The organism is Leptolyngbya sp. BC1307 (genome assembly GCF_002286735.1).
GTDB lineage: Bacteria > Cyanobacteriota > Cyanobacteriia > Phormidesmidales > Phormidesmidaceae > Phormidesmis.
On sequence record NZ_NRTA01000038.1, the window covers coordinates 20556 to 38419 of the forward strand.

The following is a 17864-nucleotide window of genomic DNA, read 5'->3' on the forward strand; positions in this document are numbered from 1 at the left end:
CTATACGCTGCCACCAGCAGCCTGCAGTCGAGCGCGGGCCTTTTTCAACGCTTGGGTAGCCTGCATGAACGCTTTACGATCCTCGCTAGAGACACCGTCAGCGGTAGCCTGGGCTTCTTCGTAAGCTTTAGCAGCTTCTGTCTGGTCAATGCTATCTCCCCGCTCAGCGCCATTGACCAAAATAATCACCTCATCCGCTTCAACTTCGGCGAAGCCGCCCATCAGCGCAATAGAAATCCACTCTTTGCTGCCTTCAGTCGAGCGAACCCTTAAGACGCCCGTATCTAAGGCAGTTAGCAGCGGTGCGTGCCCACCTAATATACCCAACTGGCCGGTAGTGCTCGGTAAAATCACCTCTTCGGCTTCGTCATCCCAAACCGTTTTATCAGGCGCTACAACGCGCACGACTAAAGACATAGCTCTCTTCAAGTAAATAGTGTTTTAAAGCTGAAATTTCCCCTCCGAAGAGGGGAAGTTAGCCAGTGTTTACGCTTCAGCTTTCATTTTCTCAGCGGTGGCGATCACTTCCTCAATGCCGCCCTTGAGGTAAAAGGCTTGCTCTGGAATGTCATCGAGTTCACCCGCAAGGATCATGTTAAATCCCTTGATGGTCTCTTCTAGCGTGACGTATTTACCAGGGCTACCGGTAAACACTTCAGCGACAAAGAAAGGCTGAGAGAGGAATTTTTCGATTTTGCGAGCGCGAGCTACCGTCCGGCGGTCTTCTTCAGACAGCTCGTCTAGGCCCAAAATAGCGATGATGTCCTGTAGCTCTTTGTAGCGCTGCAGGGTGGACTGGACGGCGCGCGCGGTGCTGTAGTGCTCCTGGCCCACAATGTCTGGCTGGAGCATGGTGGAAGCAGAGTCAAGCGGGTCAACAGCGGGGTAAATACCTTTGGAAGCCAGAGCACGAGAGAGTGCAGTAGTGGCATCCAAGTGAGCAAAGGTCGTGGCTGGCGCAGGGTCGGTGAAGTCGTCTGCTGGAACGTAAACGGCCTGAATAGAAGTGATAGACCCTTCAGTAGTAGAGGCAATTCGCTCTTGCAGGTCGCCCATGTCAGTGCCGAGAGTGGGCTGGTACCCAACCGCAGAAGGCATCCGGCCTAGCAGCGCCGATACTTCAGAACCGGCCTGTACAAAGCGAAAGATGTTGTCTATAAACAGCAGCACATCCTGTTTGTTGACATCGCGGAAGTACTCAGCCATCGTCAGCGCTGAGAGGGCAACCCGCATCCGTGCGCCGGGGGGCTCATTCATCTGACCGTATACCAGGGCCACTTTAGATTGGCTCAGGTCGTCAGCGTTGATCACGCCAGACTCGATAAATTCGTTGTAGAGGTCGTTGCCTTCGCGGGTGCGTTCGCCGACGCCGCCGAAGACAGAAACGCCACCGTGCTCTTTAGCAATATTGTTGATCAACTCTTGAATGAGTACGGTTTTGCCGACGCCTGCGCCGCCAAAGAGTCCGACCTTGCCACCGCGCCGATAGGGGGCGAGCAAGTCTACAACTTTGATGCCAGTTTCAAACACGGCAGGCTTATTTTCTAGCTCGACGAGTTTGGGGGCGTCGCGGTGAATGGGCAAAGAGCTCTCTGCATCTACCGGGCCTTTTTCGTCTACAGGTTCACCCAAGACATTAAAGATGCGCCCTAAGGTTGCCTTGCCAACGGGGACGCTGATCGGTGCGCCTAAGTCTTCGACTTCCATGCCCCGGACGAGACCATCGGTGGTACTCATAGCAACCGCGCGCACCTGGGAGTCGCCCAGCAGCAGCTGAACTTCGCAGGTGACGGAGACTTCTACACCAGCAGGATTCGTGCCGGTAATCTTAAGTGCGTTGTAAATCTGAGGCAGATCCTTGCCTGGAAACTTTACGTCTAAAATTGGGCCAATAACTTGAGTGATATAGCCTGTGCTTGTTTTCTCTGCGGTGGAGACCATTCCTGCGCCTGTCCTACGGTTTAGCTGATATGGCGACCTCGTAACTCAATCGGTAAGATCTGCTCAAAGTGCCGTCTCTAAGGTTATCACTAGATGCCTCGCCTTTGAAAACTATGGAGATAAAATGGGTGAAGGGAAATCCAGCGCGGCTAATCCAATTTAAAGGAATAGGTGATGTACACCAGAAACTGTTTTACTGCCGCGCTTTATTTACCCGAAGCGAGATTAGCACCCTACCGTTAAGCTACAGAGCAGCAAGGCTTCGGTCCACTCCACCACTGCGCCATAGGTATCGCCGGTATGCCCGCCTAGCCGCCGGTTAAAGTAAGCACTGGTTAATCCGGCAAAAATCAGGCCGCCAATCACCGTACGCCCGATCAGAGGCCACGGCACGAGGGTGCTAACCCCTACTCCTAAGCTCAGCCCTAGCATCCCCACCAGACTGGGCAGCGTGTACCAGAGCGAAGGTAAAGCCGCTTGATGAAACGCCCCTTTGCCCTCTGCTTTGAGGTAGGGATAGCGGGCGATCGCCCACTGCTGACCCCAGCGTCCCCACATGGCGATCGCGATCAAAATAAAAGGCCGGTGAGCGGTCAGCGCCGCTAGTGCCGTCACCTTGAGAAGGATGAGCGCGATCGCTGCCATCCCCCCGAAAGCGCCCATCCGGCTGTCTGCCATCACCGCCAATCGCCGCTCCGCATCAGGCACAGCTAGCCCGTCGGCGGCATCCATGACCCCGTCTAAATGCAGCCCGCCCGTCAGGGCAATTCCCAGCGTGATCACCCAAGCGCTGCGCACGGTGTCAGGCACCTGGCAGGCAGTCAGCCCCCAATCAGCTAGCGCCAGTAAACCGCCCACCACCACGCCTACCCAGGGCACCCACTGCGCTACCCATCGAAACTCTAGCGGCCAGCCTGAGGGCACCGGCAAGCGCGTGTAGAACATCAGCGCTCCGTTCCAATTTGCCCAGAGAGTCCCGATAGCCGATTTGATCAACGTTTGTATGTCCGAGCGATGTTTCTTCAGATTCTTAACTTAATATTTTTGACGAATACATTTTTGGCGAATAAGGAGAAAATGTTCTATCTGTAAGGCGGTTTATCACGACGCTGACATCTAGCTTTTGGCCGAGCAGTTCATCAAGACAAAACCCTTCTCATGAAGTATTTCAAAATCTGCCAAATCTAACATTGCAAACTCTTAGACTTCGTATATCGTTGAGTGTAGATTGCCGAATTTGTTGAGCTTTGCTTAACAGGTTTTCTCAAGTTAGACTGTTTATTGGCCTACGTATAGCCTTTCCAATGAACCACAAAAATTCCAGCGGTCTGCCTGCGCCCTGTATTGTTGATAGCGGTATCGTTGTTCATAAGACCGATATGCTCCGATTGCTGCAAGGTCTGCATCGCGTCCGCTATGACCACCAGCAAGACGGGGAAATCACCAATACAGGCGAAGGCTGCGTAGTAGAAGCGTTTGACGACCCTCAGCAAGCAACGCTAGTAGCCAACCGCAGTCTTTACCTCAACGTTCACAGCTTCGACTATCTAGAGTTGGTGACCAACGGAGAAGAAACCAGCTTTGCCCTCGTGCAAGACACGCGCTGCCTGTGCCTGACGCCGATTGCTAGCCCTGCTGAAGATCGCTCAGCCCACCAGCTAGACGCAGCCGCTTTAGAAGCGATCGTCACAGAAGCACTCTCAGCCAGTTGGGATGCCTCTCTAGACGATGAGCGCTATCTGCCTTAGCCATTTGGCAAGCTGTCTAAACTTACGCCATTTTACCCTCAGCGCAGAGTGCCCTCGGTGTATCGTGCCCTCAGTATCTAGCTCACAGAGTGCCTTCCTTTGACCGCTTTTTCCTATCAGCTCCAGGCTCAGTGCAGCCACACCAAAGCCCGTGCGGGCGTGTTTCATACGCCTCATGGCCCGGTTCATACGCCTCGCTTCATGCCGGTAGGAACCCTGGCTAACGTTAAAACGATTACCCCCGCCCAGCTCAAAGACTGCAACGCCGAAATGGTGCTGGCTAACACCTACCATCTGCACCTGCAGCCTGGCGAAGACCTGATAGCAGATGCTGGCGGCGTCCATAAATTTATGGGGTGGTCTGGCCCCATGCTGACTGACTCCGGTGGTTTTCAAGTCTTTAGCCTCAGCGAGATGCGCACCGTTACTGATGAAGGCGCAACTTTTCGCTCACCGCGCGATGGTCGCCTGATTGAGATGCCGCCTGAGCGCTCCATTGAGATTCAAAATCAGCTCGGGGCCGATGTGATTATGGCCTTTGATGAGTGCCCGCCCTATCCGGCTACCCGTGAGGAAGTGGAGATAGCGACTGACCGCACCTACCGCTGGCTGAAGCGCTGCATTCAGGCCCATCAGCGATCTGACCAGGCGCTATTTGGCATTGTGCAGGGGGGCGTTTATTTAGATTTGCGACAGGCTGCCGCCAAAGATCTCGCAGATCTAGATCTGCCGGGCTATGCCATTGGTGGCGTCAGCGTGGGTGAACCACCAGACCTGATCGAAAAGATTGTGCAGGCCACTACGCCGCTGCTGCCTGCAGATAAGCCGCGCTACCTGATGGGCGTAGGCACTTACCGGGAGATGGCCCGGGCGATCGCCGCTGGTATGGATTTATTCGACTGTGTGATTCCTACCCGCTTTGCCCGCCACGGGGCGGCTTTGGTGCAGGGCGATCGCTGGAATCTGAAAAACGCTCGCTTTCGCCGTGACCTGACTCCTCTGGATGCGAGCTGCGCCTGCTACACCTGCCAAAACTTTACTCGCGCCTACCTCTGCCATTTAATTCACGCTCATGAACTGCTGGCTTATACCCTGCTTTCTATTCACAACATCACCGAACTGATTCGCTTTACCACAGCTATTCGCACCGCTATTTTGCAAGACCGCTTTGCTGAAGAGTTTGCAAGCTGGCTGAATTAGCGGGTTGGTAAAGGCCAAGCTATTTGGCAAAGTATCGTAACAATATTAGCCAGCCAGCTTGAGCTGAAAGGCCCTGGCTGACAGGTGCTGGAGCCACTTCGACCAAGGTAAAGCGGACGCAAAGGCGATCGCAGATCGTGATAAAATGACATTTACTATTACACAAGCACTTGGAGACACCGGAATGATGGATGCCGCACTGCTGGTAGCAACTTTGCCCGAAGCCTACCGCGCCTTCGGACCGCTAATTGACGTTTTGCCCATTCTTCCTATCTTCTTTTTGCTGCTCGCTTTTGTATGGCAGGCGTCGGTGGGCTTCAGATAGTGCGCTTCGCTGTAGATGACTTGCCCGGTGAATAAGCTGCCTGGCTTGAGCTGACGCCCGGTTTTCTAGTCGTCACACGTTTTTTTGAGTCGCACCATTTTTGGCCTGACAATTTGGCACCTGAAGGTGAGCGTTCACAAGTTGAGTGCTCACCTTTTTTAGTGCTCACTTTAAATGCGTTTTTTAATAAATGAATCGTCCGGGTTCGCTCGATTCACTTTATTGGTAATTGTTTTAGCAGCAGGCGAGTAAATGCCGATGGGTGAGCTGCTTGTGCCCGCATTTTTACCTAAATATCAACTTTCTTTGGACAATAAGCCGCTCTTTCCTACGTCGTTTTTCGGTTTAGTTTAGCTTTAGCTTCGTGAGAGTATTTCATCAAGAACGCTATATGTAAATAAATTTGTTCTATCCATTTGCAAACAGCGTTTAGACGAGGTTGTCAGTTGGATCTAGCCGCTTGTTACCGACTTAACGTGACTGCCGGCTATGACCAACTGACGAAGTGACACATATCTCAGCAGGCTTTGCCCGCCTACTTTCACACTGAACGTATGCCATCTCTTGCAAATGCGATATCTACATCATGCAATCTCTAAACTCCGCTAGCTCCAGCTCTGTTGAATCGACCGCGCCACAGATGGGGCGATCGCCCCGCAAACCCACGCGCTGGCCCAATCGCCCCTATCGCTGTCGGCCCAATACCTGGCTTTCCCGCGCCGATGCTAGCCTGCTGCTCAAGCAACAAGCGCGCTGGCAAGCTCAGCAAAATAACCATGCAGCAGCGATTCAGACCCTCAATCAGCTCATGACCTATGAGCCGGACAACGCCGACCATTACGCCAATCGCGGGCTGATGCACTACAGCCTGCAGCAGTGGGATAGCGCCCTCGCCGACTATGACGCGGCCATTGCGCTTAACGGTGAGCTAGACCGGGCCTATAGCAACCGAGCCAACCTCTATGCCAGCCAGCAAAATTGGGTCGCGGCGATCGCCGACTACGACCAGGCCATCGACCTCAATCCGCTCAATATTCGCGCCCGCCTCAATCAGGCCATCACCTTTCGGGAGATGGGTGACTATGAAGAAGCGCTGACCTGCCTGGATATTGCCCTCTTCTTCCGGCCAGAGAGCGCCACGCTGCATGCAGAGCGAGGCCGGGTGTATCATCTGCGCGGCGACTGGAACTGTGCGATCGCCGACTACAGAATCGCCCTTGCTCTATCGGCTAACCCTAATGATCTGAGTCAGGCTAGCGCTGTCAATTACCAGGTACTCGGCTGGATGAGCAGCCTTAGCTGAACAGCAGCCAGGGCTATCAGTACTACTCAATATCGATCGACTTTGGCCCTTTAGGCGCAGCGGAGTTGGCGCTGTCTGGTGCGCCAGCAGCGGGGGTAGCGCCCTGTTTATTCAGCCAGCTTCTCACCGGGTCTTCGGTCAAATCTAAACGAAAAAGGCCGGAGAAAAAGCCACCGCAAAAAGCCACCGGCTGACGGGCTAGCTCCCGCATAAAAGGGGTAAGCTCATCGACAAACATACGCGCTGCTTCCTTAAACTGGAGTCGTACTCATTAGTTTAGCGGTCGAGCGCAGGTAAGAACTCAAAGCACAAAATTTTCAGGGCAAAATTCTCAGGGCAAAGTTCTCAGGGCAAAATTCTTAGGGCAAAATTCTCACCAAGAATTTTCTAGGAACCTAGCGCAACAGCCGCCGCCCGTTGGTATGAATGGTAGACCAGTTAGTCCGGGCTACAGCGAGCTGAGTGTCGCTAACAGTGGCACCGGTCAGATCGGCTCCACAGAGATTTGCATCGGTCAGATCGGCTAGCTCCAAGCTAGCGCGAGTGAGATTAGCGCCTCGCAGGTCTGCGCCGGTTAAATTAGTTCCGTCTAAGCGAGCGTTTTCTAGCTTGGCGTTTTTTAGCTTGGCCTCGCTCAGATTGGCCCGGCTCAGATTAGCTCTCGAAAGATCGGCGCTCAGCAGATTGGTCTTGCGGAAGGTCGCTTTGGCAAAGCTAGCCCCTGTGAGCGTTTGCTTTTGCAGGTCTAGCTGGCTAAAGATCTGGTTAGAAAAATCTCGCTGTCCTTTGTTGTAGGCCTCCTTTAGAGATTGGGCCGTCAGTTTTTTCGCGGCAGTGTGATTGACCTGCAGACGAGTTTCCCCCGTTTTCGACTGGCGCTCCCGCCTAGCCCGAATCGCCGCTGCCATGCGTGATGAGGGTGACAGGCCAATTTCTGAAGCATCCGTAACTTCCCCGGCCCTGACTTTTTCAGTTTTTGCCACCGTTGCAAAGGCTAGATTTTGCGAGAGGCTATCCAGGTAGGGCTCTAAGTCGAGGTCGCGCAAAACATCTCCGGCCATTTGATAGCGGTTGCGCACGGAGGTATCTAACATTTTGCACAGCACCTTGTTCAGGTGATCGCTGACGGGCGCATAGTCTTGCCAACGCAACTCCCCACTGCGCGGATCGTAAGGCAGGTCTTTGGGGGCTCTGCCGGTGAGCAGGTAGACGCAGGTGACGCCAACAGCATAGATATCGCTGGCATAGACCGGGCGCAGGGCCATCTGTTCGGGGGGCGCATAGCCCGGTGTGCCGATGGCATAGGCAGTCAGGGCTGTTTGCTCTGAGGCACCTGCCTGCAGCGGATTGACTTTGTCTTTGACTGCACCGAAGTCAATCATTACGAGCTGCTTATCTTCCTCGCGTCGGATGAGGTTGGCGGGCTTGATATCGCGGTGAATGATCTTGTGGCTATGAATGTATTGCACAACCGGCAGGATTTCGGTCAAGAACTGCTTTACCCCGGCTTCGGTAAAGGGGCCGCCTTGCCTAACTTCTTTTTGCAGGGTAGCGCCCCTGACGTATTCCTGTACCAGGTAAAACTCTTGGGCTATCTCGAAGTAATCAAGCAGGCGGGGCAGCTGAGGATGGTTGCCAATCTTGCCGAGGATACTGGCTTCCCTTTGAAAAAGATCGCGGGCCATCTCTAGCAGGTTGGGCACCTCAGTAGTGGGCCGCAGCTGCTTAATCACACAGGGCGGATGCCCTGGTAGAGACTGATCGCGCGCTAAAAAAGTTGCGCCAAAGCCGCCTCGACCTAAGAGCCCTAATGCCCGGTAGCGATCGCGCAGCCATAGCTGACTACCGCAGGCTTTACAAAACCGGGCATTGGGTGCGTTTTTAGGTTGAGGGCAGCCGGTGGCTATGCAGTAAGTCATTAGCAGATGAATCGCCCTAGTTGGCAGCAATCAGCTGCTGCCAGATCAGTTGGGTTGCGTAAGATGGCCGTACTTCAAGTGTTCCCGCATCCTGAGTGAGAAAATCGAAGGAGAAACATATTCAGAGATAGCGTAGTAGGATAAGTCGAGGCCGTTTGGTGCTGCCTTTTGAATCTGCTCTAAGGATAACTTTGGGGTTGGCTCTGCGGTTGCTGTCGGACTACTTTCGTTGTTGTCGCAATGTCAATCTTCTAATGCGTGTTTCTGTTAACTGGCTCAAAGAATTTGTTGAGTTTGACCTGGGGCCAGAAGCACTGGCTGATGCGCTGACGATGGCAGGCTTTGAGGTTGAAGATATTGAAGATCGCCAGAGCTGGGCAGCAGGCGTGGTGGTTGGCCAGGTGCTCACGCGCCAACCTCATCCCAATGCTGAGAAATTGAGCGTATGCACAGTTGATATTGGCGCGGCAGAGCCCGCTACGATTGTCTGCGGGGCCGCTAATGTCCGTGCTGACGCTTTTGTGCCGGTGGCGACAGTCGGTAGCTATTTGCCGCAGGTCGATCTCAAAATCAAGCCGCGTGAGCTGCGGGGTGTGCCTTCGGCGGGCATGATTTGCTCTCTGGCAGAATTGGGTCTGGCTAAAGACTCAGAAGGTATCTATATATTTGATCCGGCTAGTTTTGATGCAGGGCAGGTTGCCGTCGGCCAAGATGTGCGCCCGCTGCTGGGGCTAGATGACTTTGTGCTCGATGTCAGCTCTACGGCTAACCGGGCCGATGCGCTGAGTATGGTGGGCATTGCCCGCGAAATTGCGGCGATTACTGGCAATCCGCTTAAGCTACCGGTGGCTGACTCGTCAGTGAGTGCCCCGCCCGAGGGCGTTACCGTTACCCTGAGCGATCCCAAAGCCTGCCCGATCTACATTGGCAGCGTTTTAGAAGAAATTGAGATTGCGCCTTCGCCAATGTGGTTGCAGCAGCGGCTGACGGCTGCGGGCACTCGCGCGATTAGCAATGTGGTGGATGTGACTAACTATGTCTTGATGGAGTGGGGTCAACCGCTGCACGCCTTTGATCTAGATCGGCTGACGGCGGCTGGAGCCGAGCAGTCGGTAACGGTGGGCGTGCGCTATGCCAAGGGCAGTGAAACCCTGACGACTCTGGACGATCAAAAGCGTCAGTTGGAACCACAAACGCTGCTGGTTACCGCTAATGACGTGCCGGTAGCTCTAGCCGGGGTGATGGGTGGCGCGGAGACGGAAGTTGATAGCGGTACGCAACGGGTATTTTTAGAGGCGGCCTATTTCGATGCGGCGGCGATTCGGCGATCGGCTCGCTCTCAGGGTCTGCGAACGGAAGCATCGGCCCGGTATGAGCGGGGGGTTAATCCGGCGGAGCTGAAATTGGCCAGCGATCGCGCCTTGCAACTCCTCCAAGAAATTGCGGGTGCCCGTCTGGTGGGGCAAACCGAAGACCGGACAGAAAGCGGACGGATCACGCCTACTCGCGAGGTTTCCCTGCGTCTTAGCTGGATTAACCAGATGCTGGGGCCCATTACAGCCGCCGCTGATCAAATGACCGCTTTTGATCAAGCTACTGTAGAGACCCTATTAGACAAGCTCGGCTGTAAAGCCACATCTACTGGAGCCGACAGTTGGACGGTAGAAGTTCCCCCCTATCGCTATCAAGATCTAGAGCGGGAGATCGATCTCATCGAAGAAATCGCCCGGCTATACGGCTATGATCGCTTTGCCTATACGCTGCCGGCTCAGACTTCTAGAGGCTATCTCTCCGCAGAAGCGGCGCTCTCTAGGCAGCTACGATCCGCTTTTCGGGCGGCGGGGCTCACAGAGACTGTCCACTATTCGCTCACGAGCACCGACCCGACCGCTCAGCAACAGGTGGTGTTAGCTAATCCGCTTTTCAAAGAGTATTCGGCTCTCCGCACCAACCTGCTAGACGGGTTGATTGACGCCTTTCAGCTCAACTTAAACAATGGCAATGGCCCGATTAACGGCTTTGAAATCGGGCATGTGTTTAGTAAGCCTAAAGACAATCCTCAGGGTGACCCGATAGAGGCAACCAAGGTCGCTGGCATTGTTGGCGGCGATGCCCGGCGGGGGCGCTGGGTCACGAGCAATCAGGAAGCGCCGCTCACCTGGTACGAAGCAAAGGGGATTTTACAGCGGGTATTTGACAATCTGGGCCTGGCGGTAGACTACCGGGCTGACGAGAGTGACCCGCGCTTACATCCGGGGCGAACGGCCTCGCTGTGGGTGAGAGGGCGCACTCAATTAGGAAAATTCGGGCAGCTCCATCCGCAGCTGCGGCAGGCCCATGATCTGCCAGAGGCGGTGTATGTTTTTGAGCTAGATTGGGCGGTGCTGGTGACCTGTCTGGCCGGTAGCAGTCAGGCTGTGAAGTTTGCGGCTTACTCTACCTATCCGGCCTCGGATCGCGATCTGGCTTTCTTTGCGCCGGTAGACATTTCGGTGGCCGATCTGGCGCAGGTGATGAGTAAAGCAGGGGGTAAGCTGCTGGATTCAGTGACGCTGTTTGATGAGTATCGCGGCGAAAATGTGCCGACAGGGCAGCGGTCTTTGGCGTTTAGGCTGGTTTACCGGGCGGGCGATCGCACCCTCACAGACAAAGATATTGAGCCAGTTCATCAAAAAGTTCGCGCCGCTTTAGAAAAAGCCTACCAGGTTAGTTTGCGTAGCTAGGAAGGCGACTTCTCTGTGCTAAAACGGCACGTCTGGGCCAGGTTCAGATGATTTCGGGGCTGAGAGGCCAGAAAGATCGTCTGAATCCTCGTCTAGATTGACAATTTGGCCATTAAAAAAGTTGGCAAACCGTTTGATCCTTTCCTGATCCTGGTCTATGCCTGTGAGCGCAGTGGGGGAATCTAACCGAGCACTCGCGTCACTATCAGCAGGCGTAGAGACAGGCGGTGGCGGTAGCTGAGCGGCAGGCTCACGATCTGCTGGGTAGGCAGGCACGGTGCCGTTCGAACCTTGACTAAAATTTTGGCTGGTGTGTTGATTGAGATTTTGGCTGGGCAGCGGACTCGGCTGAGCTTTAGCAACTGGCGGCTGAGCAGTGGGGGGCGAATTAGCGCTAGCTGCGGTCGTTGCTTCGGCGGCAACAATCTCTAGAGAAACTTTAATTTTGCGATGAAAGACAGCTTCAAAGGCGGCTTCTAAATTGGGAATGCGATCGCGTGCCATTTTTTGCAGCGCTGCCGCCCGAAAGCCAACTTTTGCGCCCACCCCATCAAAGCCCAGCAATACCCCCTGCTGAGACATTACCATTTGCGTGGGCCGAGGCTGCAGCGCCGCCAGTATCTGATTCCAAAGGTCTGACAGGTTACCAAAAGCAACTTCCTTTGGCGGCTCAACAGGCACAGTTTCAGCAGCAGAGTTGGCAGCCGCTTCAGCGACTGGAGCCGTCACGCCTTCTGAGGGGCTGACTGCCGGACTTGCAGCAGGCGCATCGGCAGTCAGAGGAGCCGCTTGCGGTGAAGTTGGGGAAGGGCTTACAGCTGGTGGGGACGCAATTGGCGGTGGCACAATCGGCGGCGGTACAATCGCAGTCGGCACTCTAATAGGCGCTTGGCCAGGCGCTTGGCCTGCACGTTCGCTAGCTAGACTGGCGGCGGCACCCAGAGCGCTGGGCAATAGTCCGGTGAGCGTAATTTCTAGCCAGAGACGTGGCTGAGTGGTGTTTTTTACCTGAACTTCGGCTGACTGCAGTTTTTGTTGGCTCGCTAGCAGCTGCGCGGTGGCCAGCGTTTGGGCAAATTTCGTCATCTCAGCCCAGGTCGGCGCGGTAATGGCGACCAGGTCATCGCGGGTGGGCGCGCTCTTGGCAACTAGCAAATCGCGGTAAAACCCGACTAGCCCCTGCAGCACAATCAGCGGTTCACGGCCTTTGTCCATCAGGTTGCGAACCCGCTCTAGTAGAGCTGTGCTGTCATCGGCAGCGATCGCCCGCACCAAATTCAGTAGATCGCGCTCAGGCACTGCGCCAACCAGATCCCAAACCGTATCAACAGTAATTTCATCAGCCTGCAAACTGAGCTGGTCTAGCAGGCTTTCAGCGTCGCGCAGTCCCCCTTGAGAAATTTGCGCCACTAGCTGCAAGGCGGGTTCGGCAATCTGAATGGCTTCCTGGCTGGCAATGTAGCTCAGATGCTTGATCATCGACGGCAGCGGAATCCGGCGAAAATCAAACCGCTGACAGCGAGAAATAATGGTCGGCAGCACCCGCTGCGGATCGGTAGTCGCCAGTACAAAGACCACCCGGTCTGGCGGCTCTTCTAATGTTTTGAGCAGCGCATTAAACGCAGCGGTACTGAGCATATGACATTCGTCGATGACATAGACCTTGTACCGGCACTGCACGGGGGCAAATTGCGCCCGCTCGATCAGCTCGCGGATATTGTCTACGCCGGTATTGCTAGCCGCGTCGATTTCGAAAATGTCAAGGGCGTTGCCGCGACTCACTGACTGGCAGACATCGCACTGGCCGCAGGGCGCAGAAGTGGGCGCGTCAGCCTGCAGGCAGTTGAGTGATTTGGCTAAGATGCGAGCACTGGAAGTTTTGCCAGTGCCGCGCGGCCCGCAAAATAAGTAGGCTGGCGCAATCCGATTTTGCTGTAGGGCTTGAGTCAGAGTGGCGGCGATCGCTCTTTGACCGACAAGCTGAGCAAAGGTTTGCGGTCGATACTTATGGTGAAGAGGGGCGTACAAACGAGCTGACCTTAGGCGAACAGCAGAGGCAACAGTAAACAAGCAGCGGCTGGCACCACTGCGAGCACTGCTAATAAGATATCGTCTTCACCAAACGATTGAGTATGTATTTTGCTCGCTACCCGAGTCGCCCTAGGGGAGGCAGTCTAAAGGTATGCCATCAGACTGCAATATAGCTAACGACCCGGTCAATGATGTAGGTATCTGCTTCGCTTGCAGCAGTCGGCTGCAAGGGCTGGCGCTGGCGGCGCTGTTGGGCTGCTAACAGGGCAGGAGAAACGGCTGGTGGCATAGGCGCTAGCTCATTCTCTAGCCAATAGCCATGTAAGTAAGCCTCTACCAGACGGTCAAATAGCTCTCTCAGCATAGCCGGTAGCTCTTGGGCAATTTCATCTTGGGTGGCGTAGTTGTCAACTAACCGTCCCATCGATTGCATCAGCAGACGATTCTCAGCAAGATCGGTAGGATTGCCTGCTTTAAGCGATTGCCAGCATGCCTCAAATGCCTTAATTCCGGTGAGCATCATCATTTTTTTTCGCAGCCTGTAGATTACGTGAGCGCTAGGGCGATCGCCCTAACAGCGTCTGCCAACTGTTCAATTAGGCCGGCGCAAAAGTGCCCTCTCGCTATCGATGTATTCTTCAACGAACAGGCTCAGTCCGGATGAACCAACTCAGTGAAGATACTGAACTTATAGCTTTAGGTATCGCTAGAACTGCTATGTGCTGAAAACTAAGTGGCTAGCCGTCGTACGTTGGTGCAGCCTCTCCTTTGGAGCTATGCCTCTGACGACGGCTATATCGACTCTCCAGAATCACTTCTGCGCCTATTGCTATCTCTAAGGCTTGAGCCGCATTGCCGCCGCTACAGGCAACTTCCACCCAGCCATGGCTACCGACTAACGCTGAAAGGGTACCAGTTGGCACCTCGCTGTAGGTTTTTATACCGCTAAAATGGCGTAGACGACCAGCGGGCGTTTCTAACACAATCTGCCAGGGCTGATCAGGCACTGCCTGCCCCGGAATATTGCTAATCAGATTGCCAAATCCGTCAATGTATTGCACGCTGCCAGTGCATCGCACCGCCTGCCCAGATCGCTCTGATCGCTGTGCAAAAGTTGGTAGCGCTGGCTGGACTAGCGTCGCCGGGTCAAAGCGATCGCCTAGCGCCTCAATCGGCACACCGCCAGCTAAATGGGCAGCGGCAGGCGCAAAAATATCTCGCCCGTGAAAAGTATGACTCGGCTCTCTGACTCGCCAGTACTCAGCATTGGTCAGAGCCACTGCGGTCAAAACCGATGAGCTTTGTAAAACACCGCTAAACAGCCCATTGTCTGGACCGACTAAAAAACCGTGTGCGCAGCGAAGAGCGATCGCCCGCCGCGCCGATCCGACCCCTGGATCGACAACCGCCAGATGCACCGTCCCCTCAGGGAAATGAGGATAGGCCACCATCAGATTAAACCGGGCCGCTAAAATGTCTTGAGGCAATATCTCATGTGTCAGATCGCACGTCACCGCCGCCGGACAAATAGACGCGATCACCCCCTTCATCACTGCTACATAAGCGTCTCTCAGGCCAAAATCGCTAAGCAATGTAATCACGAGCGACTCCCTGAACGTTGGCATAAAAGCAGGTCGGTAATAATTGATACCAGATCACTGTGATAGCGGTCATTGATTGTACGTAAGTGTTTAGCTTTTAATATAGTTAAGTGTGTTTAATCTGTTATTCAGATCGTCTAGCTGACGTGCGATCGCCATTAAAAGTGCGCATTGCCTCTTTCAGTCTGACTGACGTTAGATATATATCTTCCGTCTGCACATCTTCGCCTATGCTCGGCAAACTATCTTTAACTGCTGGAAAAGGTAGGGAGCTCAGCCAGGGTAAAAGCATCTAAAACAGCACTTGAGGTTGCCAGATAACTGACTATTCACAGACTGCCTAATCTGAGTGATATTATCTATATCTTGGGAATACTTGATGTGGCAATCTAGCCAATCATTGTTCTTACAGATAGAGACCATCTTTCTCTACAGCTATCGCTCACATAGCGCAGTAAACAAAGCCGTTTCGCTTAAGGAAACATCAATTGAAAAGCAGTTAAGTCAATTTCTCTCAGAGCTGTTTTCATCTCAGGTAGCTTTACTACCCTTCATCCTATGATGACCACAAGCGCATGTGAAGACGGCAATCAAGTTAATTAAATCAGCTTAAAGCTATCGGGTAATTAACCCTTTTATCTATCGTAATAGGTTAGTCTGCAGCTTTTAGACTGCTTCAAACCATATTTTCTTTTCTACTCAGTACAAAACTCTTCAGTCAGAGGCAAGCGAGCGAGCACACGGCATGAAAGAAGCTAACACAGGGGAACAGAAAAAGCTTTTACTTATAGATGATGACCCTAATCTCATCTTATTAGTAAAAGACTATCTAGAGTTTCGAGGCTATCAGGTAATGACGGCTGGCAACGGTCGAGAGGCGCTTTCTGCCCTGATCGAACTATCGCCTGATATGATCATCTGCGATGTAATGATGCCAGAGATGGACGGCTATGCTTTTGTCGAGCAGGTTCGTCAGGATCCGGGCAAGAGCTGGATTCCGATTTTATTTCTCTCTGCCAAGGGGCAAAGCCAGGACCGGGTCAAAGGGCTAACAACGGGCGCTGATGTCTACATGGTGAAACCCTTCGAACCCGAAGAACTGGTTGCTCAAGTAGAGTCTTCGCTGAAGCAGGCCACCCGCCTGATTCATCATCAAAATAGAGGGCCGAACTCCATCCCCACTATTCAGGTTCCTTTTGATGTAGAGCTCACACCTACCGAACTCAAGGTGGTACAGTTTGTCGCTCGCGGCATGGCCAACCGCCAGATTGCCGAAGAGTTAAAAGTGAGCCAGCGCACTATTGAAAGCCATGTGAGCAACATGCTGGGTAAAACTGGGCTACATAACCGTACTGAACTAGCTCGCTGGGCAGTAGAAAACAATAAGGCTTGAGAGTGCAAGCCATGCTTTGAGGATCTGAATTGTAGGCGGCGACTACAGCCAAAACAGTTCGCACCTTTAAAGCTTGGCTTGCTAAATTACTCACAAGCTTTGATATAATGATGGTTCTGCTGGTGTAGCTCAGTTGGTAGAGCAGCTGATTTGTAATCAGCCGGTCGCAAGTTCGAGTCTTGTCACCAGCTTCCTTAGTAAATCAACGATTTCACAGTCCCTGCAAGGTTTACAACCCTTGCGGGGATTGCTTTTTGAAGGGTGTCTAAAAAAGCCGTTGGACATTATTGGCTGCTTTTAGTCAGGTTTGGAAGGCAATTTGGGGTAATTTTTGGGGTAAGAATTTGGAGTAAGGCTGGGGTGGAAAAAATAAAAAGGATGAATATAATTTAGTAGATCATTTGTTCTGCTAATGAGGTAGCATCCTGATGCAACCCACAAAATCCACGAAAAAAGCAAAATATGGCTCGGTTCAAGTCAGAAACTCACACAATCGTCTACAGATAGTCTTTTCGGCCTGGTTCAAAAAAGGCCGATTTTGGGTAACACAGGTAGCTCCAATTAGACCATCGTTGCCGATGGTCTAGTGAGCAATTAAGTCAGTCTCTACGCTCTTTGGAAACGCTTAAAACCCAGTAGCTCTAGCCAATGGGGATGAGCCTCACCAGTCAGCAGTTGCTTGGGACTTTTGCCCACCCGCTCTGGCTTCAGCGACCGCATGAAACAGCGGTGATTCAAAAAGTATTGCAAAAGGCTCAGGTAGGAATCGCCTAAACTCCGTCGCAGAAAGAAATAATTGCGCAGCCGTGAGTTGAGGTTCTCGACCATAGAGCTGGCCCTCGGCGTCTCTTCGAGCGCTTTGCCCACCGCCTCCATTACCCCATGAAATTTGCTAGATAGCTGGCTATGCAACTGGTTCCACCGTACCCAGTAGGCATTCGAGGTGTCGTGTTTTCGGTGCAGCAGGCAGACCTCCCGTACGGCCTGCGATGGTAGCTCAAAGTCCTCAGCGATCTTAGCCAGCTTCTGGTCAACGACACCCGCAAAGGCCAATAGCTGGTCGCGCTGATTATGCAGTGCCTTTCTGAGCTTGCGGATGGCAGGATAGCGCTCATCTTCTCGCTGTTGCAGTTCCAAAACAATGAAGTCAAAGAGTTCCTGACGCACTGCCAGCGGTGGCCCAGCCAAGGCCAGCACATCATGAGAGAACCAGCCCAACAGCGTTTTGACATCCTGGGCTAGACAGATAAGTGCCTGCTCTCGTTGTTCTGCTAGCCACTGTTGACTGAGGAGTTTCTGCGCCACGATGTCTTTGAGGCGGGTGTTGGCCATCTGCTGCGCCTGCTTCAGCAGCCGTGCTGGCCCGCCTTGGATGCGACGAGTCAGACCATTGACCACTTGCTCAAACTGATGCTGGATATGGAATACATCGCCGTGGCAGGGTGTCTCTGGCATCACCGCTTTCTGTCCAGCCCGCAGACCACTACCGCCATCAGCGATGGTGTAGTCTGGGTCGAAGCCTTGCTCTATGACATCCAGCAGATGACAGCCCCAGGTATCTTCATCTCGGTGGTCCACCGATTGGGTATCAACTCAAGGCGGGAAAAGCAGAGCTTCTAGTCAAGTAACAAATAGCACATTGGCCAGGCGGATAGAAAAAGCTCTGCGGCGAAGCCCAGA

General features: G+C 53.5%; 15 protein-coding genes and 1 tRNA gene. 7 read left to right on the forward strand and 9 right to left on the reverse strand.

Features of this window, described 5'->3' with window-relative positions; translation table 11 throughout:
• The 3 genes from atpC to cobS all read right to left on the reverse strand — a co-directional run bounded on the left by atpC (window position 1) and on the right by cobS (window position 2886).
• Window positions 1-417 (reverse strand): ATP synthase F1 subunit epsilon, encoded by a 417-nt coding sequence (gene atpC / locus CKL79_RS17115; protein ID WP_121970788.1) that lies wholly within the window; start codon window positions 415-417, stop codon window positions 1-3.
• Between the two features lie 69 nt (window positions 418-486).
• On the reverse strand, window positions 487-1941 hold the full coding sequence (gene atpD / locus CKL79_RS17120) for a F0F1 ATP synthase subunit beta (protein ID WP_121970789.1): 1455 nt from the start codon (window positions 1939-1941) through the stop codon (window positions 487-489).
• A 225-nt stretch (window positions 1942-2166) separates the two neighbouring features.
• Entirely contained in the window at window positions 2167-2886 is a 720-nt protein-coding gene (gene cobS, locus CKL79_RS17125; protein WP_240518932.1) for an adenosylcobinamide-GDP ribazoletransferase, read from the reverse strand.
• A gap of 359 nt (window positions 2887-3245) precedes the next feature.
• On the opposite strand from cobS, the gene CKL79_RS17130 reads away from it, so the two are divergent.
• The 4 genes from CKL79_RS17130 to CKL79_RS17145 all read left to right on the forward strand — a co-directional run bounded on the left by CKL79_RS17130 (window position 3246) and on the right by CKL79_RS17145 (window position 6517).
• Window positions 3246-3689, forward strand: coding sequence for a hypothetical protein (locus CKL79_RS17130; RefSeq protein WP_121970790.1), 444 nt, complete (start codon window positions 3246-3248; stop codon window positions 3687-3689).
• Between the two features lie 99 nt (window positions 3690-3788).
• Window positions 3789-4889, forward strand: a complete 1101-nt coding sequence (gene tgt / locus CKL79_RS17135; protein ID WP_121970791.1) for a tRNA guanosine(34) transglycosylase Tgt — start codon at window positions 3789-3791, stop codon at window positions 4887-4889.
• Between the two features lie 187 nt (window positions 4890-5076).
• Window positions 5077-5214, forward strand: coding sequence for a photosystem II reaction center protein K (locus tag CKL79_RS17140; protein ID WP_121970792.1), 138 nt, complete (start codon window positions 5077-5079; stop codon window positions 5212-5214).
• Between the two features lie 586 nt (window positions 5215-5800).
• A complete protein-coding gene (locus CKL79_RS17145; protein WP_121970793.1) occupies window positions 5801-6517 on the forward strand; it encodes a tetratricopeptide repeat protein in 717 nt (238 codons plus the stop codon).
• Window positions 6518-6539: 22 nt separating this feature from the next.
• On the opposite strand, the gene CKL79_RS17150 is transcribed toward CKL79_RS17145, so the two are convergent.
• Together CKL79_RS17150 and CKL79_RS17155 are read right to left on the reverse strand one after the other, a co-directional pair.
• On the reverse strand, window positions 6540-6755 hold the full coding sequence (locus CKL79_RS17150) for a hypothetical protein (protein WP_121970794.1): 216 nt from the start codon (window positions 6753-6755) through the stop codon (window positions 6540-6542).
• A 157-nt stretch (window positions 6756-6912) separates the two neighbouring features.
• Entirely contained in the window at window positions 6913-8436 is a 1524-nt protein-coding gene (locus CKL79_RS17155; RefSeq protein ID WP_121970795.1) for a serine/threonine-protein kinase, read from the reverse strand.
• 254 nt (window positions 8437-8690) lie between these two features.
• Here CKL79_RS17155 and pheT point away from each other — a divergent pair, with 254 nt between their 5' ends.
• Window positions 8691-11159, forward strand: coding sequence for a phenylalanine--tRNA ligase subunit beta (gene pheT / locus CKL79_RS17160; RefSeq protein ID WP_121970796.1), 2469 nt, complete (start codon window positions 8691-8693; stop codon window positions 11157-11159).
• An 18-nt stretch (window positions 11160-11177) separates the two neighbouring features.
• Here pheT and CKL79_RS17165 read toward each other — a convergent pair whose 3' ends face one another.
• The 3 genes from CKL79_RS17165 to CKL79_RS17175 form a co-directional block, all read right to left on the reverse strand.
• Window positions 11178-13187 (reverse strand): DNA polymerase III subunit gamma/tau, encoded by a 2010-nt coding sequence (locus CKL79_RS17165; RefSeq protein ID WP_121970797.1) that lies wholly within the window; start codon window positions 13185-13187, stop codon window positions 11178-11180.
• 160 nt (window positions 13188-13347) lie between these two features.
• Window positions 13348-13716, reverse strand: a complete 369-nt coding sequence (locus CKL79_RS17170) for a hypothetical protein (protein ID WP_121970798.1) — start codon at window positions 13714-13716, stop codon at window positions 13348-13350.
• 211 nt (window positions 13717-13927) lie between these two features.
• The gene (locus CKL79_RS17175) at window positions 13928-14815 is read right to left on the reverse strand and encodes an SAM-dependent chlorinase/fluorinase (protein WP_121970799.1); all 888 of its coding nucleotides are present in this window, start codon (window positions 14813-14815) and stop codon (window positions 13928-13930) included.
• Window positions 14816-15536: 721 nt separating this feature from the next.
• On the opposite strand from CKL79_RS17175, the gene CKL79_RS17185 reads away from it, so the two are divergent.
• Both CKL79_RS17185 and CKL79_RS17190 read left to right on the forward strand, forming a co-directional pair.
• A complete protein-coding gene (locus tag CKL79_RS17185) occupies window positions 15537-16184 on the forward strand; it encodes a response regulator transcription factor (RefSeq protein ID WP_121970801.1) in 648 nt (215 codons plus the stop codon).
• Window positions 16185-16302: 118 nt separating this feature from the next.
• Window positions 16303-16375, forward strand: a tRNA-Thr gene (locus CKL79_RS17190).
• Window positions 16376-16790: 415 nt separating this feature from the next.
• Here the strand turns inward: CKL79_RS17190 and CKL79_RS17195 are convergent.
• Window positions 16791-17762 (reverse strand): hypothetical protein, encoded by a 972-nt coding sequence (locus CKL79_RS17195; RefSeq protein ID WP_121970802.1) that lies wholly within the window; start codon window positions 17760-17762, stop codon window positions 16791-16793.
• Window positions 17763-17864: the final 102 nt, after the last annotated feature.